The organism is Collinsella aerofaciens (assembly GCF_020181355.1).
Taxonomy (GTDB): Bacteria; Actinomycetota; Coriobacteriia; order Coriobacteriales; family Coriobacteriaceae; genus Collinsella.
This window is the reverse complement of record NZ_CP084004.1, coordinates 816,735-843,325: the sequence shown is the minus strand read 5'-3', so window position 1 is coordinate 843,325 and position 26,591 is coordinate 816,735. Positions and strand designations below refer to the sequence as shown.

At 62.1% G+C, this 26,591-nt stretch carries 17 protein-coding genes and 1 tRNA gene; 3 read left to right on the top strand and 15 right to left on the bottom strand.

Annotated elements, in window-relative coordinates; translation table 11 throughout:
• Nucleotides 1-210: 210 nt before the first annotated feature.
• The 4 genes from LCQ44_RS03640 to LCQ44_RS03625 all read right to left on the bottom strand — a co-directional run bounded on the left by LCQ44_RS03640 (nucleotide 211) and on the right by LCQ44_RS03625 (nucleotide 4,862).
• Nucleotides 211-1,416, bottom strand: coding sequence for a DUF362 domain-containing protein (locus tag LCQ44_RS03640; protein ID WP_196025906.1), 1,206 nt, complete (start codon nucleotides 1,414-1,416; stop codon nucleotides 211-213).
• A gap of 118 nt (nucleotides 1,417-1,534) precedes the next feature.
• On the bottom strand, nucleotides 1,535-2,740 hold the full coding sequence (locus LCQ44_RS03635) for an ABC transporter permease (protein ID WP_225094084.1): 1,206 nt from the start codon (nucleotides 2,738-2,740) through the stop codon (nucleotides 1,535-1,537).
• Nucleotides 2,727-3,914: an ABC transporter permease gene (locus LCQ44_RS03630; protein ID WP_225094083.1), complete on the bottom strand. Its 1,188-nt coding sequence runs from the start codon at nucleotides 3,912-3,914 to the stop codon at nucleotides 2,727-2,729. Before LCQ44_RS03630 ends, LCQ44_RS03635 begins: the two co-directional genes overlap by 14 nt.
• Nucleotides 3,915-3,923: 9 nt before the next feature.
• The gene (locus LCQ44_RS03625; RefSeq protein WP_225094082.1) at nucleotides 3,924-4,862 is read right to left on the bottom strand and encodes an ABC transporter ATP-binding protein; all 939 of its coding nucleotides are present in this window, start codon (nucleotides 4,860-4,862) and stop codon (nucleotides 3,924-3,926) included.
• A gap of 197 nt (nucleotides 4,863-5,059) precedes the next feature.
• On the opposite strand from LCQ44_RS03625, the gene LCQ44_RS03620 reads away from it, so the two are divergent.
• Both LCQ44_RS03620 and LCQ44_RS03615 read left to right on the top strand, forming a co-directional pair.
• On the top strand, nucleotides 5,060-6,205 hold the full coding sequence (locus tag LCQ44_RS03620; protein ID WP_225094081.1) for a sensor histidine kinase: 1,146 nt from the start codon (nucleotides 5,060-5,062) through the stop codon (nucleotides 6,203-6,205).
• Nucleotides 6,202-6,831 (top strand): response regulator, encoded by a 630-nt coding sequence (locus LCQ44_RS03615; RefSeq protein ID WP_055285351.1) that lies wholly within the window; start codon nucleotides 6,202-6,204, stop codon nucleotides 6,829-6,831. Before LCQ44_RS03620 ends, LCQ44_RS03615 begins: the two co-directional genes overlap by 4 nt.
• Nucleotides 6,832-7,438: 607 nt before the next feature.
• On the opposite strand, the gene LCQ44_RS03610 is transcribed toward LCQ44_RS03615, so the two are convergent.
• The 9 genes from LCQ44_RS03610 to LCQ44_RS03570 all read right to left on the bottom strand — a co-directional run bounded on the left by LCQ44_RS03610 (nucleotide 7,439) and on the right by LCQ44_RS03570 (nucleotide 23,067).
• Nucleotides 7,439-13,345 carry a Spy0128 family protein gene (locus LCQ44_RS03610; protein WP_225094080.1) on the bottom strand — a complete coding sequence of 1,969 codons (5,907 nt, stop codon included), beginning with the start codon at nucleotides 13,343-13,345 and terminating at the stop codon, nucleotides 7,439-7,441.
• A gap of 480 nt (nucleotides 13,346-13,825) precedes the next feature.
• Nucleotides 13,826-14,167, bottom strand: a complete 342-nt coding sequence (locus LCQ44_RS03605) for a 4Fe-4S dicluster domain-containing protein (RefSeq protein ID WP_225094079.1) — start codon at nucleotides 14,165-14,167, stop codon at nucleotides 13,826-13,828.
• Between the two features lie 7 nt (nucleotides 14,168-14,174).
• Nucleotides 14,175-15,263 carry a hydrogenase large subunit gene (locus LCQ44_RS03600; RefSeq protein ID WP_225094078.1) on the bottom strand — a complete coding sequence of 363 codons (1,089 nt, stop codon included), beginning with the start codon at nucleotides 15,261-15,263 and terminating at the stop codon, nucleotides 14,175-14,177.
• A gap of 5 nt (nucleotides 15,264-15,268) precedes the next feature.
• Nucleotides 15,269-15,985: an NADH-quinone oxidoreductase subunit C gene (locus LCQ44_RS03595; protein ID WP_161144984.1), complete on the bottom strand. Its 717-nt coding sequence runs from the start codon at nucleotides 15,983-15,985 to the stop codon at nucleotides 15,269-15,271.
• Complete coding sequence (locus LCQ44_RS03590) at nucleotides 15,985-16,587, bottom strand: NADH-quinone oxidoreductase subunit B family protein (RefSeq protein WP_161144983.1); 603 nt, start codon at nucleotides 16,585-16,587, stop codon at nucleotides 15,985-15,987. Before LCQ44_RS03590 ends, LCQ44_RS03595 begins: the two co-directional genes overlap by 1 nt.
• Before the next feature lie 12 nt (nucleotides 16,588-16,599).
• Complete coding sequence (locus LCQ44_RS03585; protein ID WP_225094077.1) at nucleotides 16,600-19,482, bottom strand: proton-conducting transporter transmembrane domain-containing protein; 2,883 nt, start codon at nucleotides 19,480-19,482, stop codon at nucleotides 16,600-16,602.
• A 180-nt stretch (nucleotides 19,483-19,662) separates the two neighbouring features.
• On the bottom strand, nucleotides 19,663-20,058 hold the full coding sequence (locus LCQ44_RS03580; RefSeq protein ID WP_225094076.1) for a transposase: 396 nt from the start codon (nucleotides 20,056-20,058) through the stop codon (nucleotides 19,663-19,665).
• A 449-nt stretch (nucleotides 20,059-20,507) separates the two neighbouring features.
• Nucleotides 20,508-22,538, bottom strand: coding sequence for a bilirubin reductase, long form (gene bilR / locus LCQ44_RS03575; RefSeq protein WP_225094075.1), 2,031 nt, complete (start codon nucleotides 22,536-22,538; stop codon nucleotides 20,508-20,510).
• 452 nt (nucleotides 22,539-22,990) lie between these two features.
• Nucleotides 22,991-23,067, bottom strand: a tRNA-Met gene (locus tag LCQ44_RS03570).
• Between the two features lie 196 nt (nucleotides 23,068-23,263).
• Between LCQ44_RS03570 and LCQ44_RS03565 the strand changes: the two genes are divergently transcribed.
• Nucleotides 23,264-24,037 carry a type III pantothenate kinase gene (locus LCQ44_RS03565; protein ID WP_161144979.1) on the top strand — a complete coding sequence of 258 codons (774 nt, stop codon included), beginning with the start codon at nucleotides 23,264-23,266 and terminating at the stop codon, nucleotides 24,035-24,037.
• A 20-nt stretch (nucleotides 24,038-24,057) separates the two neighbouring features.
• On the opposite strand, the gene LCQ44_RS03560 is transcribed toward LCQ44_RS03565, so the two are convergent.
• Nucleotides 24,058-24,759 carry a hypothetical protein gene (locus tag LCQ44_RS03560; protein WP_138374319.1) on the bottom strand — a complete coding sequence of 234 codons (702 nt, stop codon included), beginning with the start codon at nucleotides 24,757-24,759 and terminating at the stop codon, nucleotides 24,058-24,060.
• Nucleotides 24,760-26,508: a dihydropteroate synthase gene (folP, locus tag LCQ44_RS03555; RefSeq protein WP_138374318.1), complete on the bottom strand. Its 1,749-nt coding sequence runs from the start codon at nucleotides 26,506-26,508 to the stop codon at nucleotides 24,760-24,762.
• Nucleotides 26,509-26,591 lie beyond the last annotated feature (83 nt).

Here is a 26,591-nt window from a genome sequence, read left to right as displayed (position 1 = left end):
CGGAAGTGCGGGGAAAATCTCGGGAAGCCCGTCCAGACCGCAGTTTTACCAACAATTTATCAGGGGTTTTGTTGCCAAAAAACGTCGTGTGCTCGGCGGTCTCGAAATTTGCCGCATACTTCCGGAAAGCCGCCCGTGAGCGCTGTGCCCACGGGCGGCTTTTGCTCTACTTGCGCCAGAAAAGCGCTTCATTTGTCCAATAACTAGGCGCTACTTGACCTCGATGAGCTCGTACTTGCTCGTGCCCAGGCCGATCTTCTCGGCGTGTGCGATACAGGCGCGCCAGTCGGTGTCGGGATGCGTGATGCAGAAGGGGTCCTTGGCCTGCTCGCCCTCCAGATGCTCGTGGTTATGCTCCATCTTGGCGGCGCTATCGGTGAGCTCGGTGTTGGGCAGCGGCTCGGATGCCATGACGGCATCGGCACAGGCCTGGTCGATGGCGACCGGGTCGAAGCTCGCGAACATGCCGATATCGTTGACGATAGGCGTGTCGTTTTCGGGATGGCAATCGCAGTTGGGGCTGATATCCATGGCAAGCGAGATGTGGAAGCTCGGGCGGCCGTCGACGACGGCCTTGGTGTACTCGGCGATCTTGCAGTTGAGCACGTCGGCCGCAGCGTCATAGCCGGGCTTGATGCAGTCCTGGTTGCATGCCGCAATGCAGCGTCCGCAACCCACGCAGCGATCGTGGTCGATGGCGGCCACGTGCACCGTGCGGGTGTTGCCGTTGGCAAGCTCGCGCTCGCGGGTATCGTCAAACGAGATGGCGTTGTGCGCACAGATCTTTTCGCAGGCACGGCAGCCAACGCAGTGCTCGGTCGCGACGTTCGGCTTGCCGGCGGCATGCTGCTCCATCTTGCCGGCACGGCTGCCGCCACCCATGCCCAGATTCTTCATGGCGCCGCCAAAGCCGGCCTGCTCATGGCCCTTAAAGTGGGTGAGGCTAATCACGATATCGGCATCCATGAGTGCCTGACCGATCTTGGCCTCGCGCACGTACTCGCCGCCCTCGACCGGGACGAGCGCCTCGTCGGTGCCCTTGAGACCGTCGGCGATGATGATCTGGCAACCCGTGGCATACGGGGTAAAACCGTTCTGGTAGGCGGTGTCGATGTGCTCGAGCGCGTTTTTGCGGCTACCCACATAGAGCGTGTTGCAGTCGGTGAGGAAGGGCTTGCCGCCCAGCTCCTTCACGACATCCGCGACGGCGCGAGCGTAGTTGGGGCGCAAAAAGCTCAGGTTGCCCAACTCGCCAAAGTGAATCTTGATGGCGACGAACTTGTTCTCAAAGTCGATCTGCTCAATTCCGGCGTGACGGATGAGGCGCTTGAGCTTGTCGAGCTGGCTCTCGCGAGCATGCGTGCGCAGGTTGGTGAAGTACACCTTAGCGGGTGCTGCGGGTGCAGTTGCGGTCATAGATCTATCCCCTCGGTCTATATGGCGTTACAGACATAAGAGGATGGTACCCGTTAAAGTAGGGTCAAAGTCAAGCGCGACACCTAGTCATTGGGGACGCTCTTAAATGACTAGGTGGCTAGACGCGGGATTTGGTGCGTGCGAGGGCGAGGCCTGCGGCGGCGATGGCCACGGCGAAGAGTGCCGTGACGCCCAGGTCGCAGGCGATGTCGCCCAGCACGGTGGACGTTAAATCCGAGGCGAGCGCCTTGCTGATCGCGTCGTTCACCCAATATGTCGGCACAAAATGCGCCACGGTCTGCACGGCCGAGCCCATGAGCGACAGCGGCATCCAGGCGCCGCCCAAAAACGTCATGAGCATGCCGAGTAAGTTGCCCACGCCGTTGAGCAGCTCCTCGCGCGCACCCAGGCTCGACAGCGCAAAGCCAACGGCCAGCGGCGTGCACGCCAGGGCAAACGTCGCTGCCAGCGCCAAGCACACACGGTCCACGCCAACCTCAGCGACCGCACCGGCAAAGCCCACGACGCCCATCATGCTCGACACAAACCAGATGCAGACGGTGATCACGGCGGCGGCCGCAAACACGGCAAGCGAGCGCCGGCGCTCGGAGATTGGACCGGCATCCATACGACGCACGCGCTCGGGCTCGTTCATGCCCGAGAACACCAGACCCACTGACACGATGACCGACGAGATAATCGCGTACGCACCAAAGTTGAAATACGACTCGAGCGTGGCGGCGGCCGTCGAGTCGACCTTGACCTGATCGATCTCGACCTCCGCACGCTTCGCGGCCGCATGCTCGGCCGCCTTGGCGACGTCACCGTTGGAGGCAGTGGGCTCAAGTGCCGCCGCAGCGCCCGCGAGCGAGATCCAGCGCGAGGCCTCGGCAGACGAAAGCGCCGCCGCCATGGTGCCGGAGCCGTACGTCACGTCGAGTTTGGGCAGGGACTCCCCCGCGCGAGCGGCCGCAACGAGGTCGCCCTCAAACCCCTCCGGGATAAAGAACACGCAGTCGGCGCTGCCCTTGGCGCTGTTGCTCTTGGAGAGCGCGTCCGCAAGGTCGTAGGTGTCGTCGCCGACGCCCGTGACCAGCTCAAAGCGCGAACCCAGATGCTTGGTAAGCGCACGCGAAAGGTCGCTGTCGTCGCGGTCGACCACAATCACGTTGGCATCGTAGGGCTTGTACTCGGTGAGCTGCGACGAGTTCCAGCTCACCGATGCCGCGATGAATACGCCCATGAGCGAGATGAACACCGTATAGATGAGCAGGTAGAACGGGTGCGCCAGCGCCATGCGAAGCGCGGTCTTAAAGGTGCTCATAGCGGCTCCTTCCAAAGATCAGCGTGGCGGCGGCAACGAACAGCAGCGCCATAAGGACCAGTGCGCCGGCGCGAACGGCAAAGGGGCCCAGGTCCTCAAAGAAATACAGGCGGTTGAACATGTCGCAGATAAGCTTGACGGGGTTGAGCCAGCACTCGGCAGGGCAGGCGCGGGCGACGTCGTCGGCAAGCGCCATCGCCGGCTCGCCGTAGAGGCCGGCGAACAGGGCGCACGTGGTAGCAAAGCCCGTAAGGATGCCGGACTTGGACGCCTTGCCGCCCTTAACGGGAAGCGTGCCCACAAAGAGCCCCAGGCCCGTGGCGGCAAGCGCGGAAGCGGCGCCGCCCACCAGACACAGTCCCTCGCGCCCGCCAAAGTCGACGCCCACGACCAGGCGCACATAGCCAATCGCGATCGTCATCGAGGCGAAGGAGACCAGCCACGAGCCGACAAAGATGCCGGCCAGCGACGCCGTCTTGGAAAGGCCGCCCACGCAGCGGCGCGCGCCAAGGCCCGACAGATTGGGCTGCAAATCGACGACGCTCAAGGCAGCAAACTCGGCAGACATCATCGCAACCAGGCCAAAGAGCGCGTAGTAGTAGATGACCGTGCCATCGGGCGTGGTGCGCGTCAGGCTAACGCGGCGGGTGCCGCCCTCTAGCGACAGGGCGCGCGCAACCGCCTCCGGGTCGGCGAACGCCGCCGGGTTGTCCTGGGCAATCTGGGACATGAGCTCGGCATTTTGCGTATACGAGCTTGCCACCGTCTCCAGAATGCTGCGGTCGGTGAGCACCGACGAGGCGCGCGAGTTGTCATAGCTCGAAAGCAGCGTGAGCTTGGGCGTGCCCGCGTCGTCGACCGTATAGATGCCCGCGACCTCGCCGGCCTTAAGCGCACGGTTCGCGTCGGCTGCATCGTCGCACTCGTGGATCTCGAGCAGCTGGTCGTCGCCCTCCTTGGCAAGCGACGTCGCCACATCCTTAAAGGTCGAGGCGTCCCAGGCTTCGTCAGCGACAACGGCCACCGGCACCGGGTCGATCTTGCCGTCGGAGCTGAGGTTCGCAAACATAAACATGAACATCGTGGAAAGCGCGACGGGAAAGATCGCGCCCCAAACCCACGTGCTCGGCCGGCGCAGCAGCGTCTTGACCGTAATGATAATGGTGTTGAACATGGCTGTCCCCTAGTCGCGCAGCTCGCGGCCGGTGATCTCGAGGAACACGTCGTTGAGAGTCGGCGGCTCGCTCCACACGCGGCCGAGCGCCACGTCGGCGGCGCGCAGCGTATCGAGGATGTCGACCAGATTGTGCGGGCTCGCTTCGCAGGTGCAGACGAGCTCGCCGCCCGACAGCCCAACCGAAAGCACATGCTCGAGGGCGCGCAGGCGCTCAACCGTGGCGGTCTCGACGGCGCCGACCTCGACGGTCACGCGCTCGCCCATCTGAATCATGCGCTTGAGTTCGTCGTTGGTGCCCTGCGCCAGCACGCGGCCGCCGTCCATGATCATGATGCGGCTGCAAATCTGCTCGACTTCCTCCATGTAATGGCTGGTATACACCACCGTAGCGCCCTCGTCGCGCAAGCGGCAGATGCCCTCCAGGATGGCGTTGCGACTCTGCGGGTCGACTGCCACCGTGGGCTCGTCAAAGAAGATGAGCTCGGGCTTGTGCGCAACGCCGCAGGCAATGTTGAGGCGACGTGCCAGGCCGCCCGAGAGCTTGCCGGGGCGGAACTTGGCAAAGTCGCCCAGGCCGACAAAGTCGATCGCCTCGTCCACGAGCGCACGGCGGCGCTTACGGTCGCTAACGTAAAGGCTGCAGAAATAGTCGATATTCTCGCGCACGGTGAGCTCGTCGAACACCGCCACCTGCTGCGGCACCACACCGATGCGGCGCTTGAGGTCGTAGCGGGCGGGCGTCATGGGCTCGCCGAACAACTCGATGGTGCCCTTATCGTAGGCAAGCAGCTGCAGGATACAGTTGATGGACGTGGTTTTGCCCGAGCCGTTGGGGCCGAGCAGGCCAAAGATCTCGCCGGGGGCGATGCTCAGGTTAAAGTGGTCGAGCGCGATAAGATCGTCATAGCGCTTGACGAGGTTTTCGACGTGGACGATGTCTGTCATGAGGCGGCCCTTCCGTTGATTGCGGCCCGGTACGATTGCATCATCGCAGGAGCCGCCGGCGCGCACCAGTGAGCTTTGTCACGAGTGCGAGGCTTGGCCGCGTGGCCTGCCGACGCCCCCGATTTGCCGCATGGGAGGAATGTCACAGTTGCGCAGGCGGCCCCTCCACCACGCGCGGCTTCGCGTACAATACCCGTATGAACAGGCTTTTCGACAAATCGATCGTGCTGGCGTGCTGTATTGCGGCCGCCATGGGTCTTGCTGTGGACGCTCGCCTAGTCGCGGCGTTTTGCCTTGGCGTTATTGCCACCTCGCTGGCCGAGGTGGCACAGGATGAACGCACGCGCCGTGCAAGCGAGGCCGCGAGCTACGTTTACATCATCGCGGCCGTCTTTATACCGCCGTTTGTGCCGTTTGCGCCCCTCGCCCTCTATGACATCGCGCGACGCGTGCGCCGTGAACGCATCTGGCCCGCGCTGGCGATTGGCGCCGTGTTTGTCTGCGCGCTTGTCGCGGACCTTCGCGGCGGCGCGCTCACCACCCGAACGCTCCTGCTGACCGCCATCCTTTCGGTTGCCGCCACCTTGCTATCGCTACGTACCGCCCAGCTGGAGCGCGAGCAACAGCGCATGCGCCGTACCCGCGACGGGCTGCAAGAACGAGCCCTCGCGCTCGAAGCGCGCAACCGCGACCTTGCCGACCGCCAGGACTACGAAGTCGAGCTCGCGACACTCGCCGAACGCGCCCGCATCGCGCGCGAGATCCACGATAACGTCGGGCACCAGCTCACGCGCGCCTCGCTGCAGGCCGAAGCCCTACGCGTGGTCCACGCCGACGAGCCTGGCGTCGCCGCCGATTTCGCCGACGTTAAACGCACGGTTGACGAGGCGCTCCAGCTTGTGCGCACCAGCGTCCACGCGCTCAACGACAACGCCGTCGACCTTTCCGTGCAGCTCGAACGCATTGTTGAAGGCGCGCGCTCGGACGGCGGCCCGCAGATTGAGCTTGAAGTTTTGGCCGAGCATGCGCCCGCAAATGTCGCCAACTGCTTTGCAGCGGTCCTGCGCGAGGCACTCTCCAATACCATGCGCCACGCTTGCGCCCAGACCGTCACCGTACGATGCATGGAACATCCGTCGTTTTACCAGCTTGTCGTTACCGACGATGGCGCGGGCGGGGTCCAAGCAAGCGGCCGCGGCGCTGCGGAGGGCATGGGGCTCGCCTCCATGCGCGAGCGCATCGAGGCGCTTGGCGGCACCTTCACCGCCGGCCCGCGTGCCAGCGCCGGCGGCTGGCGCGTGTTTGCCACCGTTCCCAAACAGCAAGGAGATGAGGACCGATGAGGCTCATCGTTGTCGACGACGACCGCTTAGTGGTCGATTCGCTCAAGATTATCCTGGGCGCCCAGCCGCAGATCGAAGTGGTGGGCACCGGCGCCAATGGCGACGAGGCGGTCGCGCTCTACAGCGAGCACGCGCCCGACATCGCGCTGCTCGACATTCAGATGCCGGGACGCGACGGCCTTTCGGCGGCACGCGAAATCCTTGAGCGCGACCCCACGGCGCGCGTGGTGTTTCTGACGACATTCTCGGATGACGAGTACATTGTGTCGGCGCTTAAACTGGGCGCCCGCGGCTACCTGATCAAGACCGATGTCGCCGCCATTCCGCCGGCGTTGGCACAGGTCATGGATGGCAAACGCGTGCTCGAGGGCAAGGCGATCGAGGATATCGATTTTAATGGGGCGGGCACCGAAGCCGACGCGCCCCGCCGGCCCACAGCCTTTGCCGGCCTAACCGACCGCGAGTTCGAAGTCGCCGAGCTCATCGCCCGCGGCCTCGACAACAAGGAGATCGCCGCCACCGCCTACATGGGCGAAGGCACCGTGCGCAACCACATCAGCTCGATCCTTGCAAAGATGGGCCTGCGCAACCGCACGCAGATCGCCATCGCCTACCTGCGAGGGTAGTTGCCCAACGACTGACCGCCCCGGCATAGCAAAATGGCTGCCACCGATTTAATACCATTTCAAAACTATGCCGGTTTACGGGGCTAAACTCAGGACCCCCATCCATACCCGCGTTTTCTGCAAAATGACGGCTCGTCTACCTGCGATTTTATTTTCACGAATATCGGCATGGTTGGGGACTCGTGACTCAGCCCCGTAAACCGACATAGTTTTGTTCGGGCAGCCCTGCACGAGCGCCTCCGCAATCCTCGCGGGACCAAAATAATCTGTTTTCTTCCGTCCCCAGGGGATCAGCCGGAACCGCCCGCCACGAAACCGGCCCATCTACTACGTTTGACTCGATACCCCTGACCATACCTTCGTTTTGAGCAAAACCGCAGGCGTTCTACCTGCGGTTTTGTTTTCGCGTTTTTTGGCATGGTTGGGGGTAAGGGACTAAACGTAGTAGATGGGCCGGTTTCGTGGCGGCCCTTCCTCCCCTACGCACAAAAGTGCCGCCACGGAGAAGGGAGACGTCTCCGTGGCGGCTGGGGGTGGGGGTGGGGGCTGTGTTCTGGCTCCCCGCCGGCCGCCCGGGGCCTTTTGGCCCCGGGCGCTGCCAGCGTGCCTAGCGCTTACGGATACCCCAGACCAGGGCTCCGACGCCGGCCATGGCGATAACAAATGCCATGAGCAGTGCGGCGGCCTGCTGGTCACCCGTGGTGGGCAGGAAACCCTTGACCGTCTTGACGATGTTCGTCACGGTCTTGGGCGTGCCGGGATCGGGTGTCGGCACGGGTGTCTCGGGCTTCTTGTACGTGTTGTTGAACACGATACCCTCGACGCTCTTGTCGCCCTTGGCAAAGGCGACATTCGCCTTGAGGTTACCCTCGCCATCATCGGCCACGTTGACGGTCGCGGTAAAGACGGACTTGTCGTAGGTCATACCGGCCTCGTCGCCCTTGACCTCGCTGATGGTGTAGACGTACGTACCGGGCTCGTCGTACTCGAACTTGTCGAAGTTGATCTTGCCGTCGGCATCGTTGGTAACGGTGGACTCGATGTCCTCGCCAACGAGCTTAAAGCTAAACTCGTCCTTCTTGAGCTCGCGTCCCTCGAGCACCTTGATGGCGCCGATGGAGACCTGGGTGGGCATGGCATGATACTTGTTGGTAAAGCCAGCGGACTCGGTAGTTCCCTCGAGCTTGTGCGTCGCGGTCAGCGTGCCGTCGCCGTTGTCGGAGACGGTGGTCACGACGGTGTAGGTCGTGCCGTCATAGGTGACGCCCTTGTACAGGCCGAGCGCGTTGGGGCAAGCCTCGCGCAGCGTGTACGTGTGCGTGCCGGGCGCCTCGTAGCGGATCGGGTTCAACGTAACGTTGCCGTTGACGTCGTTGGTGCCGCTAGCGACAACCACGTCGTCCTCGAGCAGCTCAAACGTGAACTCGCCAGCTGCAAGGTCGCGTCCGGTTAGGCGCTTGACCGTCTTGACCTGATCGGTCACCACAGAATCGGTAGGCGTCACGCTGTAGGTGTTGGTGAACGTGAAGGCAGCACCGTCGTCGCCTTCGCGCACGACCTTCAGATGTCCGGCACCGTCGTCAGTCACGGTGTAGGAAACCTTGCGCGTGGCGTTGACATCGTTGGTCACGCCAGGGGCGCTACCGGACTCGGTCACCGTGTAGGTAAAGGTGTGCGAGCGCGGAGCGGTGGGGGCTGCGGGCTCGGACTCGTCGTTGGACTCGTCGGTGTCGGCAGCGTCGGCGTCAACCTCGGCCTCGTCGGCGTTGGCCTCGGCATCGCTCGATGCGTCGTCAGAAGCATCGGTCGTCACGCCCAGAGCACGGTTGAGGTCCTCGAGCGTAAAGTGGATCTTGCCGAAGTCCACGTTGCCGGCCGCGTCGTTGGTCACGGCTGTGTGCTCGGGCATCGGGGCACCAACCTCGTCGGCAGTCACGGTGAAGGTGAACTTGCCCGTGATATCGGCCGGGGTCAGACCCTCGGCAGCCTGGAGCTTCTTGGTGCCGGCGAGTGCGGCATCCGCGGCCTCGGCGCCGTAGACGTTCTCGAACACGGGCTCGGTACCACCGTAGTCGGGCTTTGCCGTCAAGGTACCGTCACCGTTGTCGACGACGATGACCTTAAAGCTAAAGCTCGGCGTTGCGGCAGTAATACCCTTTGCTTCGAGCGGGGACGTGTACTCAAACGCTGTGTAGTTGATAGTCCACGCAAGCTTGGCATCCGTGTCGGTACGGATGGCGCGTCCGGCGCTCACCAAATCGGCGAGCATCTCAGTCGTGTAATGCAGTGTGCCAAAGCTCACCTGGCCGTTGATGTTGTTGGCGAAGGTACCTTCAATGGCATCCTTCTCACCCGCATAGGCAATACCGAAGCAGAACTCGCCGTTGGCCATCGGACGTCCGGCCAGAGTCTTGGTGGCGACGATCTGGGCACCGGCCCCGCCAGTCGCGGTGGTCGTGGCACTATAGCTGTTGACGAACGGGGCCACGGCACTCTCGACCTTATTCTCGCCGCTCTTGTGGACCGCCACAGGCGTGCCATTGGGTCCGCCAGAAACGGTCGTCGTAGCGGTAAGCGTACCAGCGCCATCGTCGGCGATAGCGATCGTCACGGTGCGCTCGGCGTCGTCGTAGGTGTAACCGGGCTGGCCGTCGTTCTTCTCGGCAACGGTGTATGTAAAGGTCTTGCCCGCGTCGGCCTGCGTAAACTTGACCTCATGGTCAGCCAGGATGTCGATCAGACCAACCGTTGCCTCTGCCGTTGCAGGGGACTTGTACACGTTGGCGCCCTCGTGCAGGCCGAGCGCGATGGCCGAAGCCTCGTCGGCAGGCGTCACGGTAAAGGTGAACTGGCCCTCGGTCATGGGACGCCCGGAGAGGGTCTTGCTGAGCTTAAGGCCGCCGGCCGCGGCGTAATCGAGCTCAGAGCGGTACGTGTTGGTGAAGCGGCCGCTTTCCTTCTTGGTGACGTTGGCGGTCAGGACGCCCTTGCCGTTATCAGTCACGGTCACTTCGGCGGTCGCGACATGTCCGTCATACGTCATGCCTGCCGCGCTGCCCGCGTTCTCGCGGATCTCGTACTTATAGGTTCCGGCAGCCGTGTAGCTGATCTTGCCGAAGTTGATGGCGGCGATGCCGTCCTTCGCGTCCTTCTTGCTCACAGTTACGGTTGCGGGGTCGGGCAGCGGGGTGCCCTCGGGAGCGGTGATGGTAAAGCTGAACTTGTCTGCATCCGTCCAGTCACGACCGTCGATGGCCTTGCTCAGGTCAAAGTCGAGCTCTGCGTCGATCGGGGTCACGCTGTAGGTATTCTTGAACTCGGCGGGCTTGGTACCCTTCAGGACGTGCTCGGCCTTGAGTGTGCCGTCGCCATTGTCCGTAATGGTGGTCTCGATGGTGTACTTGGCGTCACTGTAGGTGATGCCCTTGCTGGTGGTTCCGCCATTGGCCTCGCGCAGCGTGTAGGTGTGCTTGCCGGGCTTGGTGTACTTCACGGCGCTCATCGTAATCGTGCCGTCGGCGGCGTTCTTGCCGGTGGCGACGACCTTGGCGTCCTTGCCCTCGCCCTCGACGAGCTCGAAGGAGAACTCGCCCTCAGTCATGTCGCGGCCGGTCAGGACCTTGGTGACCTTGATCTCGTCGGTGACGCTGAACTCGTCAGGATTCGGCTTGTAGCCGTTGTTGAACTTCGCCTCGTCGACGTCCTTCAGCTTGTGCTCTACACCGAGCGTGCCGTCGCCGTTGTCCTTGACGACGGTCTCGATGGTGTAGGTCTTGCCGTCGTAGGTGATGCCGTTGCCGGCGTCGCCCGGGACCTCGCGCAGCGTGTAGGTGTGCTGGCCGATCTCGGTGTACTCAATGGGGCTGAACGTCACCTTACCGTCGGCAGCGTTCTCAACGGTCTCGATAAGCTCGGAGTCCTCGCCCTTAACCTCGCGCAGCTCAAAGCTGAACTCGCCGGCTGTAAGGTCGCGCCCGGTCAGGACCTTGGTTACGTCAATCTTGTCGGTAACGCTGGACTCAACAGGATTCGTAGCGTAAGCGTTTTCGAACATGGCCTTGCCCGAGGTCACCTTCACCTCAGCGCTGAGCTCACCTTTCTTGTTGGGCGTCACCGTCACGGTGATTTCCGCAACATTCTTGCTGTAGGCGATGCCATCGACCGTGGTCCCGGCGTTCTTTTCGCTGACCCTGTAGACGTACGTGCCGGGCTCGGTGTATTTGATCGTGCCGAAGTCGATGACAGCTTTACCCTTGTCGTCCAGATCGTCCTTGGTCACAGACGCGGTCACGGGCGCTGTCGCGGACTCGGGTATCGGGGCACCGTTCTCGGACGTCAGCCCAAACTCAAACGTGTCCTCCTTCGTCCAGTCGCGGCCCTCGAGTACCTTGGTCAGGCCAAAGCCGGCCTTGGCATCCTTGGTATCCACCGTTACCGGCGTCATGTCGTACTTATAGCTGATCTTGCCGTTGTTGCCCAGGTAGGAGTTGACATGCGTCGCGGTCGCCTTGGCGGATATGTTGTTCCACTTGGGATTAAGAACGTCGGTCGCGGTACCAGTGTTGTTGCCGCCCACACTCTCCTTGGTGGTGTGGAGCTCGTCGATAAAGGCTAGGCGCGCGGTTCCCACGCTAAACGAAAGGTTGCCGTCCTCGTCAGCAACAATAGCGCCGTCAAACTTCGCAGCGTCGCCGCCGATAAACTCGATGACGGCAGAGGCGGGCTTGGCCTCGCCGTTTTCGCCCTGCTCCTCAAACTCATCCTTGTAGTAATAGGTGCCGGTATCTGCCAGCGAATTCTTTGCAGGCTGCGTGCAATCCTTGTCCGTGTAAATGGGCGTCTGCTTCTGGAAGTAGTAGTAGCGGTTGGTGTCGGCCGGCTCAAAGGTCGCAACCGTATTGCCCAGATCGCCGGCAGCCCACTTGTTCGCGTAGAAATTCACGGTCTTGGCGCCGTTGGCAACGGTCGTATTGTTCTCGATGTAATCCTTGAGCCCCGTTACCTTCTCGGGCGTAAACAGGTTGTCGAGCGCAGTGCTCTTCACGCTCGAGGTGTACTTCACGCGGATAGGCTGAGCGCTGTCGACCGAAAGCTTGCCGTCTACGGTCTTAAAGTGGCTCAGCGGAATCAACGACGCAGGAATGCTGACCGTTACGACATCGCCCTTCTGGGGATTGTCATCACCAGCACGCTGCACGGTAATGAGCAGGTCTTTTGCCTTGCCGGTGAACTCGTAGGTGTCGGTATTGGTTTCTTTATTGACCGTTTTGTCCGTCTTGGTAAACGGCGTGCCGTTGATGACGACCTCGGTGAAGCTGTCGACCTGCATAAAGTCGCCCAGCTCGTCGGTAAACGTGATGTAGCCGGACTTGGTCTCGTCGTAGCCCTTATGGATTTCGGTCGGATAAGGCGCCTCCGATGTGATGGCCTGTGAGATGTCGTCAAAGACCTTCTTGAGCTCTTCTGCATTGGTCGCCGACTTGTAGTAGTCGGAGTTTTCAGCGCGTGCACCATGAGCATCCCATGCCGTGGCATTGGGGTAGTTGCTCGAAACGGCCTGCATGAACTTGTTCTCTTTTTGGCTTTTTCCCGAATCCTGGATACCAGCGCTGGGGTCCGCGCCATCAAAGATGCCGATAGTATAAACGGTGGCCTTGCTGTCCTTCATGTTCTTGGCAGCCGTCACGGCATCGTTAGCGACCTTAGAATCAAACTCGTCGTAGCTCGTTGGCTTGCCGTCGGTAAAGAACACAACGATCTTCTTGGCATCTGCGCGACCAGAAGTGATGCCCTCTGCCAGCTGCAGACCATTATCGGCGCGCGTGGCGCCGGCGGGTTTGATTGCCTTAATTGTTTCCCTAAGATCAGTCACGCCGGCGCCAGAGCAATTGGTCAAGCCCGCCATTACCTGGGAGTAGTTGTAAGTATTAGTTCTGCCATATTCCCATTTATCGTACGTGTCGTTGCCGATCTTATCGGTCTTATCACCCGAAAACTTAACAATGGCAACCCTGTGCTGCCTATCGACACCCTCGATACCCTCGTTTTGCTTGGCGATGGTATCAATAAAGCTATAGGCAGCGTTCTTCAGAGCTGTAATGCGCTTAGTGTCGTCAGTATCGCCCATAGCGTGATCCATAGAGCCAGAGGCATCCAGCACCATCACGATGTCAAGCGGCGTGGTGACCGTCACGGTTGAATTAGACGTCGAGGACATCGCCGAAAGCGTGGTCAAAAAGTCCGACTCTTCGTTTTCCTCGGTTGCCTTGACCGTCTTGTCGGTCCAGATTCGACCGACGTTTTGGGTTGTTACTTTATTACCGCCGTGGCCGGCTGCCCAGATTTCCCAGCGTCCGCTAGTATCGGGGTCGACGACCGTCCCGTTTACTGTCGGTCCGTCCATTCCTGTGCTGGACCTGGCGTTGGCCTCGGGCAGCATGGCGAATGCTGCGGCTGGCAACACCAGCACTACGGCCAGTATCACCGCCAAGAGACCCCTCGTGTACTTACTCATCGCGTCTCCCTTCTCGCGGTCTCAGACCTTGCAACAGCCTAAAGTTACGAAATGAGACACAATTTGGGCAGGTGACACACGTTCCAGATTCGGTTTTGGGCGTGAGACAAATGTCTCACCAAAGTTGAGACACGAGGGTTTTCGCAGGAAAACGGATGCGACTCAAGATCGACGGGACAAAAGGGCTCGTTTTCCTCCGTCCACGGAAGATCAAAGGCTGTTACGGATATGGTGCCATTTCAAAACTATGCCGGATTACGGGGCAAAAGTCGGGACCCTCATCCATACCCTCATTTTTTGAAAAACGGCAGGCTATCTACCTGCGGTTTTGTTTTTGTGTTTTTCCGTATGGTCGGAGGTTCGCCATCCAGCCCCGTAAACCGGCATAGTTTTGTTTGCGGCGGCCCAGCCGCGCGTTTAAGCGCGGGGCCGGTGGGGCATTTTTGCCCCACCGGCCCCTATTCCAGCTCTATTCCGGCGCTATTCCGGTTTGGTTTCTACTGTGGGAGTCTTGTCCGCTGCGACTGGGGTGCGGGCGGTGTCCATAGTCAGGCAGTGCTTGGGGCAGCTCTCGATGCACTCACCGCACACCACGCAGGCATACGGGTCGATCGACCACGTTCCGCCCTTGCGATCGACCGCGAGCGCGCCCGCCGGGCAACGCCGTGCGCACATGCCGCAGCAGATGCACACGTCCATGTCATTGACGATATGCCCGCGCAAGCGCTCGGGCGCCGTCAGCTTCTCCTGCGGATAGCACACCGTGACCGGCCGCTTGACCATAGAACCCAAGGCCGTCTTGGCAAATGTCAGTAAACTCATGCCGCGCCTACCTTTCCGTGCAGCTAATGCAGGGGTCGATGGTCAGGATAATCATGGGCACGTTGGCAAGGAGCACGCCCTGCAGCGCATGCGTCAGACCCGCCAGGTTTTGCGACGTCGGCGTTCGCACGCGAAAACGGTCCAGGTTCTTGGTGCCGCTGCCGCGCACATAGTAATACGCCTCGCCGCGCGGCTGCTCAATCACAACCTCGCCGCGCGCGCCGTCGGCCGGCGTGAGCTTGGTACGCCCGCCGATACCGTCGTGCGGAATCTTGCCGACAAGCTCCTTGATAATGTCCATGGCCTGCGTAACCTCGGCACAACGCACCTGGCAGCGGGCATAACAGTCGCCATCGGTGGCAACAATCGGCTCAAACGCAGCCAAGTCCGCATAGGCACCGTCACCGAACATGCGCACGTCATAATCCACGCCCGAGGCGCGACCGAACGGGCCGACCATCGACAGATCCAGCGCGTCCTTCTTGCTGATCACGCCCACGCTATGCAGGCGCTCGCCGCAGCTATTGTCGTCCAAAAATGTATGCACCACGGCCTCGTAGTCAGGGCGCATAGCGTCGAGCGTCTGGACAATACCCGCCAGCTCGGAATCCTCAATGTCGTGTTTAAGGCCGCCAATCTCGTTAATCGACAGAATCACGCGACCGCCGCAAGTGCTCTCAAAGATCTTGAGAATCTGCTCGCGCAGCGTCCACGAACGATAGAACAGCGCCTCAAAGCCAAAGGCATCGGCGAGCAGGCCCAGCCACAGCAGGTGCGAGTGAATGCGCGAAAGCTCATGCAGAATGGTGCGGATATACTGCACGCGACCAGGCACCTCGATGCCGAGCATGCGCTCGCAGGCGCTGGCGTAGCCACAGCTATGGCCCACGGCGCAGATGCCGCAGATGCGCTCGGCGATGTAGCCAAACTGATGCATATCGCGCTTTTCGGTGAGCTTCTCGAGTCCGCGGTGCACAAAGCCGATCTGCGGAATTGCTTCGATGACGCGGTCGTCCTCGATCACTAGGTCCAGATGAAGCGGCTCGGGCAGCACCGGGTGCTGCGGGCCAAACGGAATTACGGAGCGATGAGCCATGGACCTTACGCCTCCTTTTTCTGCTTGTCGCGGGCGGCCTTGGCGGCAAGCGCCGCGCGGACCTTGGCCGCTTTCTCGGGATCCATGGCAGCGAGCTTTGCCTCCATCTCGGCAGCCTTGAGCGCGGCCTTGGCAGCGGCATCGTCATGCTGGGCATCGGAGCCGGCAGTCGCAGCGGGCTGAGCAGCGACGCCCGCGGCATCGCCGGCGCTCGCAGCGCCTTCCCCTGCAGCAGCCGCAGCCGTGGCGGCCTTCTCGGCCGCGACCTTGCGCGCCTTGGCCTCGGCAGCCGCACGGACCTTCATGGCTTTCTCGCGCGCGGCCTTCACCTCGGGCGTGATAACGCTCATGGGCTCGGCAGTCGAGACCTGGTAGAAAAAGCCCTTAAAGTCGATCTGCATGTCGGTAATGGCAAGACCAAACAGGTCGTGGGCCTCGTTTTCAAACGGGAATACCGCCGGATAGTACGAACTGATAGACGGAATCTCCTGGTACTGATCAATTCCCTCAACCACCAGGTTTTCGATCGCATAGTTGCCGTCCTGCACAATATGCTCCTGAGCAGCACGAACGTTGATAAATGTATAGACCAGGCGATACGTGCCGTCGTCGACGTTGCGTTCGGCGTGCATCTGCACAAAGCGCGCGCCAACGCCCTTGAGCGCCTGGACATGCGACAGGAGCTCGTCGATCCCGACGATGGTATAGATAGCCTTTTGCATTACTCGGCCTCCTTTGCAGCGGCGGGCGCGGCGGACCTGGTGGACACGTTGACCTCGACGCCGTCACCGGCGACGGCCCCGGCCCCGGCCCCCGCAGCCACAAACCCGTCCTCGCCCAGCTCAACGCCACCGTCCCAAGTAGCGGCGCCGCCCACGGTAAGCGGATCGCCGCCGGCGCGCATCACGGCCTCTTTCTGGTCCAGGATGCCGCACGCCTCCACGATGGCATCGATCACGGTCTCGGGGCGAATGGCGCACCCAGGCGCGTACACATCCACGGGAATTGCGCGGTCCACGCCGCCGGTCACGTTATAGGCATCGCGGAACACGCCGCCCGAACACGCGCAGATGCCGCAGGCCACCACGCACTTGGGCTCGAGCATCTGGTTGTAAATCTGGCGCACGACAGGCAGGTTCTGGACATTGACCGACCCCGTCACCAAAAAGATGTCCGCATGCTTGGGGTTGCCGGTGTTGACCACGCCAAAGCGTTCCGCATCGAACAGCGGCGTGAGCGAGGCCAACACCTCGATATCGCATCCGTTGCAGCTCGAGCCGTCGTAATGAATAACCCACGGCGAGCGCGACATTTTATGATCCATGGATGCCGCCTCCTAAATAAATACGTCGACGAGGATGGGCATAAGGTTGAGCAGGCCAAACACCAGCGCCACGCCCCATCCGAGCCTAAAGCAGCTGCGCCAGGTGCTGCGTGCGAAGGTGTTGTCGATCAGGACCTCGACAAAATACGTCGCGGCCATCACGACCAGGGCTACAACCCAGCTCACGGGGTTGTCCCAAACAAAGAACATGCCCACCCACATCAAAAACAGCACGGTCTCGCACCAGTGCATAAGGGTCATCTTGGCCAGCGTGCCGCCGCTCATCTCGGTGGCAACGCCCTGGACGATCTCCTGATGCGCATGATGCGAGTACGAAAGGTCAAACGGCGACTTGCGCAGCTTGATGGTAAGCACCGCGAGCAACGCGAGGAAAATGGGCGCGCTGTACACGATGATAGGGGCCGACTGCCCCGTCACAGCAATGGAATCGAAGCTGTCGGTGGCAAGGTACAGGCCCACACTCATCAGCAGAACGGCGGGCTCGTAACTCATGACCTGCAGCAGCTCGCGGTCGGCGCCGACCTGAGCAAACGGGCTTTGCGTCGAGGCGGACGCCAACACCACAAAGATCGCGGCGAGGGTAACCATAAACGCGCACAGCAGCGTGTTGGAGCCCGACACAAAGATGCCGCCGCCCACCACGGTAAAGATGAGCGCGCACGCCATGTAGGTGTCGTCCATGGTGTTTACGCTGGCGGGGGCCTTGCGCAGGAGCTTGGCCACATCGTAGAAGGGTTGTAGCAGGCGCGGGCCCACGCGGCCCTGCATGCGAGCCGAAAGCTTACGGTCAACGCCGTCGATCAGGCCACCAACCAAAGGCGCAATCAAGGCAAACGCCACGGTGCCAATAAAGATGCCCACGACGCCCGAACCTTCAAAATACTTGCCGCGCAACACCGAGGGCGCGCTCATGGCAAGCCGCTCGGGCCCAATCCACGCGCAACACAGCAGCGCAAACAAGATAATGCTGCAGCACACGACGCTACCCGCGGGGCCAATACGCTTCTCGCCAAGGGCGTCCTCCGAGTACCAATTGCGCTTTTCGGCCTTCACCTCGCGTCCCATCGAGCCGCGGAAATGGCGATATTTGTCGGTTCCCACGCCCGAAAGGTACACGTTGACGTGCGGCTTATTGCTCACGCGGAACGACGTCAGCAGCACCACGGCGATAAACGCTACGATAGCCACCATCAGATACATGGCGTCCTTGCCAATAACGTACGGCACGCGTCCAAACACCATGGCGAGATAGGGCGATACCAGACCGCTCGAGATAACCGGAAACGCCACGCAGCACAGAATCAGCAGCGCGGCGATGGTGTTGAGCGCCATCCATTCGGTCTTATGGACATTGACCTCGACGTTTTGAGCCGTGGGGTCGACGCCCGAAAGCTTGGCAAGCCACTTGCCCCAAAAATAGAACGTCGCGGCCGAGCCAAAGGCCAGCACCATGATCATGAGCACGTTGCCGGTCTGCGCAAACGCCACCAGGGCGCCCCACTTGGACACGAGCATGCCAAACGGCGCCACAAACATGCCCATGATGCCCAGCATCATAAGGCGCGTCAGGTGCGGCATGCGGCTGAACATACCGTCCATGTCCTCGATATTGCGGCTGCCGATATGATGCTCGGCCGTGCCCACGCACAGGAACAGCAGCGACTTTGCCACCGTGTGGAACAGGATTAGGAAGATGGCGGCCCATACGGCCTCGGGCGCGCCGACACCCAAGCAGGCGCTGATAAGGCCCAAGTTGGAAATGGTGGAGTACGCGAGCACACGTTTGGCGTTGCTCTGCGAGATGGCCATGAGGGCAGCGAGCAAAAACGTGATGGCACCCACACTCGTGACCATAAAGCCGGTCACGGGATAGATGGCATAGAGTGGGCTCAGCTTGACCATCAGGAACACGCCGGCTTTGACCATGGTTGACGAGTGCAGCAGGGCGCTCGTGGGCGTGGGGGCAACCATGGCACCCAACAGCCACGTGTGGAACGGCATCTGTGCGGCCTTGGTGAGCGCGGCGAGCGACAACAGAATGACCGGCATCACCAGCAGCGCAGATTGCGCGGTTCCGGCGCCGGAAAGCTCGATCATGCCCGAGATGGTCAGCGGCATGCTGTTAACGTGCAGGTACATGAGTCCGGCCAAAAACGCGATACCGCCCAGCATGTTGAGGATGATCTGGGTGAAGGCGTTCTTGATGGCCTCGGGCGTGCGCGTGTAGCCAATCATAAGGAACGAGCACACGGTGGTGATTTCCCAGCCGCAGAACAGCCACTCAAGGTTGTCGCTCGTCACGATGACGAACATGGCTGAGAGGAACAGGAACATAAGCGCCAGGAACTGCGGGCGACGGTCGGGCGCGGTCTGCCCGCGCAGCGCAGCCTCGTGCTCGTCGTGGGCCTGGAAGTCCTTCATGTAGCCCAGGGCATACACGCAGATAAGGCTGCCGACGATGCCGACGGCGAGGACCATGATCACGCTCATGTAGTCCAGGTAGAGCGGGGTTGCGGTGACGGCTTCGGTCGCGGGCAGCGTCATGGCTGCAAAGGCGAGCGAGCCCACCAACTGGACTACGCTGAGCACCGTGGTGAGCGCGTTCCTATATTTGTACGCGTTGTACAGGATGACGGCGCACAGGATGACGTCGATAACGGAACTGATGATCGAGAGCACATGCGAGGTGCCGGGGGCAACCTCAAAGCTCTGCGGACCCGTGCCAAAAAACATGACGGCGACTACAACTGTCACCGCCATAATAATGCCGGAGCCTATGAGCCCCACCGCATCGCGGGTGCGGTCACCGCGCGCGAGCAGCATGCCCAGCGCCGGTACCAGCGGAAACAGGGTAAGGAAATACAGTAGCGTCATACCATCACTCCCCCATGCAAAAACGCTGCAATTGTTTAACGTTATAGCTCAATTACGGGGTTGCGGTGGCAGGTTTTCGGTCAACTGGGGAGTTTTAGGCGTACGGGGCAAGGGCACGTCCGCTTTGGAGCAGAGAGGCGGCAAGAAAAATGCGCCCCTGTGGGCGCACCATCCCGTTTGCTATTCCGCCTTTTTAACGCGCGGCTTGCGACCTCGCGGCTTATCGACCAGTGCGGACTCACCGCTCTCGCGATACTGGCGGCACCAGGCCTTAACCGAAGACTCGCTTGGAATCTTGTGTTTGATCATGGCCTCGCGAACCGTTAAGCCGTTTTCCAAGCGGTCCTTGACCACGGCGAGCTTAACTTCGTACGAATAGGTGTGATGATGCGAACCGGCGTTGAGAACGTCGTCGGCACCGCCCACGGCATACGCGCGGGCCCACTGACGAGCCGTGGCCTGGGGAATGCCAAGCTCCGCGGCGAGGGCGCGATGACCGACCCCCTCTTGGAGGGCCTCGACGGCGCGCTGCCTAACCTCAGGCGCATGCGTGCGAGTCCTAGTTGCTTCCGACATACCTGCCACTTCTTAGCCTTAACCGTTAATCTGCTTTCTTACGTGCAAGTTAGATAGTAGCATTTTACCGTTTGCTCAAAGCAGTTAATTAAAATAGACGCGGCGTTATCTGGGCATTTGGCACCAAATTACGACATTTCTTTATCGATTATTTACGCTGGTAGCTGACTCGCAGCTAATCGTCATTCGCTTGTCAACAAAATTGGCATCTCTTTATGTCCTTTGGTATAGAGGATATAGTTATTAACCCCTCCCCCAATATTTTTGAGTGATCTGCAAGGCAGTAGACGTCCTCACTCCTCATGATTACCGCGCATTGCCATTCATCGGAGCAAAACAAAAAGGGCGGGACCTGCTGCGCTTGCAGGCCCCGCACCGGTTGACACCCGACGGGACACAGCCGGGCGAGACGGATCCGTGCTACCGCCCCGCCTGGCCGCGATGTTCAACTACAGCTCGTTGGCCGCGTGATACGCCGTGCGAATGGCGCTCGCAATGTCGGCGGTGCGCTCACCCGAGCAGTCGCCCACGCAGGTCACGGGCACCGTCACGCCATCCAGGTCAAACGCGTTGGCCTTGGAGCCCACGGCCATCACCACGTAATCGCAGGCGATCTTCACCGGCTCCTCGGCGCCGTCCTCGGTGGTGCGAACAGCCTCCACGCCCTCGTCGGTAATGGCGGTCAGGCGGGTCTTAACATGCTGCTCCACGTTGTGCTCTGCAAAGTCGCTCATAATCAGCGGCAGAATGGTCTCGGACTCGCCCGCGGCAATCTTGTCGAGCATCTCCACGATCGCCACCTCGCAGCCGTGCTGCAGCAGGTACTCGGCAGTCTCGGTGCCCACCAGGCCGCCGCCAATGACGGCGACGCGGCCGCTGAGCTCCACCTTGCCGGCCAGCACGTCCCAGCTCGAGACGACCTTCTCCGAGTCGGCGCCCGGAACGGGGATGACCACGTCGTGCGCGCCCACGGCCACAATCGCGGCGTCGGCGGCGTTGAGGTCCTCAGCGGTAGCGGCATGACTGAGCTCCACCTTCACGCCCAGGCCAGGCAGAATCTTCTCGTAGTACTCGACCGAGCGCATAATCTCGTCCTTGCGCGGAGGCGCAGCCGCCAGCACAATCTGGCCGCCCAGATGATCGCTCGCCTCGCAGACGGTCACGTCGTAGCCGCGCTTGGCCGCCACGCGCGCGGCCTCCAGGCCGGCGATGCCGCCGCCCACCACGGCGATCTTCTTGTCGCCCTCGCCCGGCTTGATGGCGATGGTCGCCTCGTCGCCGTTCTCGGCATTGAGCACGCACGAAATGTACTTGCGGTTTTGAATCGCATCGACGCAACCCTTGTTGCAGTTGAGGCACTCGCGGATGGGCTCACCCGTGGCGGCCTTCAGCGCAATGTCGGGGTCGCACATGAGCGAGCGGCCATAGGCGATGATGTCGGCGGCGCCGTCTTCCAGAATCTTCTCGCCGGCCTCGACCGAAACCACGCGGCCCACGGTTGCCACCGGCACGGAGACCAGGGCCTTGACGCGCTCGGCCACGGGCAGCGTCCAGTTGTAGGGCATGGCGCCCATGGGCGGAATGGTGTCGCCCATGTTGCCGGTGTGGTTGGCCTGTGCGACCTGGATCATATCGATGCCCGCGCCCTCGAGCAGCTTGGCGAACTCGCAGGCCTCGTCGGGCTGCAGGCCGCCCTTGCCGCGCGGCGTGCCGTCGGGGTTCTCCATGATCACGGGGAGCTTGTACTCCACCATCAGCTGCGGCGCGGCTTCCTTAATGGCAGCGACGACCTCCAGCGCGTAGCGAACGCGGTTCTCGAACGAGCCGCCGTACTCGTCGGTGCGCTGGTTGAGGATGGCCGAGCACAGCGAACCTACCAGGCGGTCGCCGTGGACCTCGATGGCATCGATCCCGGCCTGCTGCGCGCGAGCGGCCGAGGCGGCGATAGCCTCCTTGATCTGGGTGAGCTGCTCCACACTCGCCTCGTTCACAAAGTGCTGCATGTCGTGGTGCAGCTTGGCGTAGGCCTGGTTGCGGATCTCGTTGGACTCGGCCATCTTGGCGGCAAAGGTCTCCTCGTCGCCGGCGGCCTTGGCCTCCTGCGCGGCCTTGGCGGCGGCCATGGATCCCATGACCATGCGGCCGACACCGGGCACGTCGTACTCGGGGTGGAACAGCTGCAGCGCGACCTTGGCGCCGTGCTTGTGGACGGCATCGGCCAGGGCCTTAAACGTGGGGATTTGGGCGTCGGTCGCCAGCTTGGGCGTGGGGCTTGCGGTCATGACGGGAGCAACGTCGCCGATGACGATGTAACTCACGCCGCCACGGGCCAAACGCTCGTAAAAAGCCAGGCTGCGCTCGCCAATGGAGCCGTCACGCTCCTCGTAGCCGGTGGTCAGCGGCGGAAACATAATGCGGTTTTTGAGCTCAAGGGGGCCAACCGTAATGGGCTGAAGCAGCTTGGATGCAGGTGCGGTCATGGACATTCCTCTCTTGTAGGCGCGGCGGCGATGTTGCCGCGTAGTTGTCTAGAGGATATGGCATGGAGGCACAGCAGCACAACGGAAATCGGCGAATATCAGGTGGCGGCAGGTGGATGGGGCAGAGCGGGGCGGCCCGTCGGTTTATCTCAATCTGTAACAGTTACGCGGCAAAACCGGGTCTTACTGTTACAGATCGAGATAAACCAAACCCGCCTGCTAGAAAATCTCAATCTATAACATCAACTCGGCAAAATCCGTCCCTCGTGTTACAGATTTAGACAAACACGACCCAACCCACCGGTATATCTCGGTCTGTAACACCTAGCCGCCCAAATCGGGTCTAGATGTTACAGATCGAGATTTTGTTTGAGAGGCCGAGAATTGGACCGAAAACACGGTCCCGAAATAACAAAAAAGCTCGCCGGCTAGGCCGACGAGCTGCAAGTTCTTGGTCGCGGGGGCAGGATTTGAACCTACGACCTCCGGGTTATGAGCCCGGCGAGCTACCAGACTGCTCCACCCCGCAATGTCTGGGCGCCTCATGTGCGCAAGAAAGAATATTACGCGGGAGTTCGGTAAACGGCAAGGAAAATCTCGTAGAGCATAATTCCTTCATATTTAAACCCCTCAGCCCCTATCACCGTAAACGAATCGCAGCCGAGCGCCGTCGGCGGCGCGTATACAATGGTGCGCGTCCTTTTATGCCAACACCGGGAGTAGACATGCTGCTCGCTATCGATATGGGAAACACGCAGACGGCCATGGGCCTGTTTGACGGAGACGAGTTGGTGCAGTCGTGGCGTATGCCCACCGACCGCTCCTATACCGCCGACGAGATCCATGTGCGCCTGATGGGTTTCTTCAAGATGTACGGCCTTTCGCTCGACGCGGTCGACGCGATCGCCTTTGCAGGCGTGGTGCCGCAGCTCTCGCGCGAATGGCACGCCGTGGCCGACCGCATTGCCGCAGACGCCATCGTCATCGGACCGCAGACGGCCGCGGTGACCAAGCTGCGCGCGGCGCGTCCCCAGGCCGTAGGCGCCGATCGCGTCGCTAACGCCGTTGCGGCCGAAACTTTCTACGGCGCGCCGGCAATCGTGGTGGACTTTGGCACCGCGACCAATATCGACGTCATCGATGAGGACGGTTATTACATTGGCGGAGCGATTGCGCCGGGCATCCGCATTTCGATGGACGCGCTCGCCGCCCGAGCCGCCAAGCTCGCCAGCGTTCCGCTCGAGGCGCCCGAGCACGCCATCGGCCGCGATACCGAGGAGTGCATCAAGGTCGGCGCCGTAACGGGCGCCGCCGCCATGGCTGAGGGCCTGGTCGCGCGCATGAAGCGCGAGCTGGGCCGCGAGGATGCCACCGTTATCGCCACGGGCGGCCTCGCCAGCATCGTCGCCGATTCGACCGACGCCTTCGACATAGTCGACGGCCAACTCACCATCAAAGGCATCTGCGAAATCTACCGCCGCATGCAGGAGTTAGCGTAGGCTCTGGCGAAGCCGAGACGCTACAGTCCGCGAATTCGTACAGCCTCGGGCGGAAACTCCTGCTCGCCGGCATCGGTCTTGATGGTCGCTCGGCCCCAGATGTCCAGGCCCGCAAACACACCGACCGCAAGCGGCAAACCGTTGGGCGACACCGCCGCAACTTGGCGGCCCAGCAGCGGCACCATGTCGAAGTACTCGCCCAGCACGGGAGCCAGCGGCCCCGCGGCGCCTTGCGGCGTGTTGGCAACAACCGCCCAGGCGTCCACGCGGGCCAGCATGGCGGCGGCCAGCGCCTCGACCAGCGCTTCGTCAGCCACACCCACACCGAGCTCGCTCAACGCCGAACGCTCAATATCCACCGTCACGGCACCGAACATGCCCGCAGCACCGGCACCGCCGTTGACGGCGACGCGCGCGAGCGACGTCTCAAACGCGGGCGCACCGCACACGATATCGCTCGGCCACTGGATACCCACCTTACCGGCAAGGCCCAACCCCGGCGTCGAAGCCGTGCCCACGAGCGCGTCCATCATGCCCATCGCGGCCACAAACGGCAGGCCGTGGAAGGCATGCATGTTCACATCCGGACGCACGACCAGCGAAAACGTCAGCGAAGCATCGCCCGCGCTCCACGCGCACCAGCCCGCGGACACGCCCTCGCGGCCCGCGTCGCGCGCCGCGTCGAGCTCGGTGCCGGCGGCAACAGCATTCATCTCGATCATCTACATACGCCCCAATTCGCCCACGATATGACCCACGCGGTCCTCGGGCTCCTTGACCTCGACGCCGTTGTAGCGGAAGAACCGCGCCGGGTCGTGCATCAGGTCCTCGAGCGGCACCAGCACAAAGTCGCGCTCGCCAATGAGCGGATGCGGCAGGCGCAGCTTTTTGCCGCCGTGGGTCTCGCCGTCCATCCACAGCAGGTCCAGGTCGATGGTGCGCGGGCCGTTGACCTTGACCTTTTTGGAGCGGTCGCGCCCCAGCTCGACCTCGATCTTCATGAGCTCGTCGAGCAGCACCAACGGCGCCAGCTCGGTCTTAATCTCGATGACAGCGTTGGCAAACGCGTCCTGGCGCGTCTCGTAGGCCGGCTCGCTCTCGTAGATCTTGGAGGAGTTGGACACGCAGGTGAGCGGAATCTCGGCGATCATGTCGCGCGCGGCGCGGATGTTGTCGCAACGATGCCCCAGGTTGGAGCCCACGGCCACAAACGCACGGCGCGGCTGCGGCTTGGCGACGGCCCAGTAACCGTTCAGGAACTGCGCAAAACCCGCGGCGTCGTGCACGCGCACGATGTTGGCACCGGCCTGGATGGCGCCCAGGCACACGCCAAACGTGGCGGCATCGCGCGCGGCGGCCTCGGTCACGCCCGAGACAGCGCCCACAAAGCGCTTGCGCGACACGGCGCACATGAGCGGGTAGCCCAGCGACGCCATCTTGGCAGTCTCGCGCTGGATGACGATGTCCTCGTTAGCCGACTTACCAAAGCCCGGGCCAGGATCGATGCAGATGCGGTCGCGAGACACGCCGGCATGGATGAGCGTGCGGGCCTGGTCGGACAGAAAGCCCATAACGCGGCGCATGATGGGCGCCGAATCGGGCAGGGTGAAGCGGCGGAGCTGCGAGGTGGGCACGTAGGCTTCCTCGCGGCGGGCGCTGCGGCGCATCATGGCTGCCAGGTGGTCATTGGACTCCGATGCGACCTCGGTGGCTGCGGGCGCGGCCTCGGGCGCGGGCGCGACGGTCTCGGCGGCAGCAACCTGCTCGGCGGCCGGCGTCTCCTGCCCCAGCTCGGTTGCGGGCTCGGACGTGGGCTCCGGTTCGCCAAACGGCAACGAGGGCTGCACCACGCCGCCCGGAAGCTTGGCCTCAACCTTGGGCTCACCCAGCAGCTTGCCGCGACGGCGGCGAGCCGGCTTCTCGGCCTCACGCGCGGCCTCGGCAGCCGCCTCGCGCGCCTTCTCGGCAACAAACGCCGCTGCCGAGGTATCGAGCTGCACCGTTGCGTGCGTGCGGGTGGGCGCGGCGACCTCGCCGGCATGCATCACGATGACGCCGCAGGTGCTCGTCTTAACAAACTCGACCATCTTGGGATCGGTGAAGCCGGTCACGTCGTTGACGATCGAGGCGCCGCAGCGCACGGCCGCCTTGGCAACCGCCACATGACGCGTGTCGATCGAGACGATGGCGCCCTCCTTGGCCAGCGCGCGCACCACGGGCAGCACGCGGCGAGCCTCCTCGTCGGGGTTGACCGGGGTAAAGCCGGGGCGCGTGGACTCGCCGCCCACGTCGATGATGTCGGCGCCGGCGTCGAGCATCGCCAGGCCGTACTCGATGGCAGCATCCGGGTCGAAGTGCTCCCCGCCATCGCTAAACGAATCGGGCGTCACGTTGAGGACGCCCATGATGCGCGGACGGTCAAAGCTGAGCTCGTACTTTCCGCACCGCCATGTCTTGCTGTCGTTCGCCATGAACATCCTCCTAAAATGCCCACGCCGCCGAGCTTGGGGAGCTGGCGGCGGGGTCGCTTTGCACTCAGTCTTTCTATTGTATC

Coding starts and splice junctions, on each gene's coding strand:
- LCQ44_RS03620 (WP_225094081.1), top strand. CDS start 5,060: ATGAACAGGCTTTTCGACAAATCGATCGTGCTGGCGTGCTGTATTGCG.
- LCQ44_RS03640 (WP_196025906.1), bottom strand. CDS start 1,416: ATGACCGCAACTGCACCCGCAGCACCCGCTAAGGTGTACTTCACCAAC.
- folP (WP_138374318.1), bottom strand. CDS start 26,508: ATGGCGAACGACAGCAAGACATGGCGGTGCGGAAAGTACGAGCTCAGC.
- LCQ44_RS03615 (WP_055285351.1), top strand. CDS start 6,202: ATGAGGCTCATCGTTGTCGACGACGACCGCTTAGTGGTCGATTCGCTC.
- LCQ44_RS03565 (WP_161144979.1), top strand. CDS start 23,264: ATGCTGCTCGCTATCGATATGGGAAACACGCAGACGGCCATGGGCCTG.
- LCQ44_RS03580 (WP_225094076.1), bottom strand. CDS start 20,058: ATGTCGGAAGCAACTAGGACTCGCACGCATGCGCCTGAGGTTAGGCAG.
- LCQ44_RS03625 (WP_225094082.1), bottom strand. CDS start 4,862: ATGACAGACATCGTCCACGTCGAAAACCTCGTCAAGCGCTATGACGAT.
- LCQ44_RS03630 (WP_225094083.1), bottom strand. CDS start 3,914: ATGTTCAACACCATTATCATTACGGTCAAGACGCTGCTGCGCCGGCCG.
- LCQ44_RS03635 (WP_225094084.1), bottom strand. CDS start 2,740: ATGAGCACCTTTAAGACCGCGCTTCGCATGGCGCTGGCGCACCCGTTC.
- LCQ44_RS03595 (WP_161144984.1), bottom strand. CDS start 15,985: ATGCAAAAGGCTATCTATACCATCGTCGGGATCGACGAGCTCCTGTCG.
- LCQ44_RS03590 (WP_161144983.1), bottom strand. CDS start 16,587: ATGGATCATAAAATGTCGCGCTCGCCGTGGGTTATTCATTACGACGGC.
- LCQ44_RS03600 (WP_225094078.1), bottom strand. CDS start 15,263: ATGGCTCATCGCTCCGTAATTCCGTTTGGCCCGCAGCACCCGGTGCTG.
- LCQ44_RS03585 (WP_225094077.1), bottom strand. CDS start 19,482: ATGACGCTACTGTATTTCCTTACCCTGTTTCCGCTGGTACCGGCGCTG.
- LCQ44_RS03560 (WP_138374319.1), bottom strand. CDS start 24,759: ATGATCGAGATGAATGCTGTTGCCGCCGGCACCGAGCTCGACGCGGCG.
- LCQ44_RS03610 (WP_225094080.1), bottom strand. CDS start 13,345: ATGAGTAAGTACACGAGGGGTCTCTTGGCGGTGATACTGGCCGTAGTG.
- bilR (WP_225094075.1), bottom strand. CDS start 22,538: ATGACCGCACCTGCATCCAAGCTGCTTCAGCCCATTACGGTTGGCCCC.
- LCQ44_RS03605 (WP_225094079.1), bottom strand. CDS start 14,167: ATGAGTTTACTGACATTTGCCAAGACGGCCTTGGGTTCTATGGTCAAG.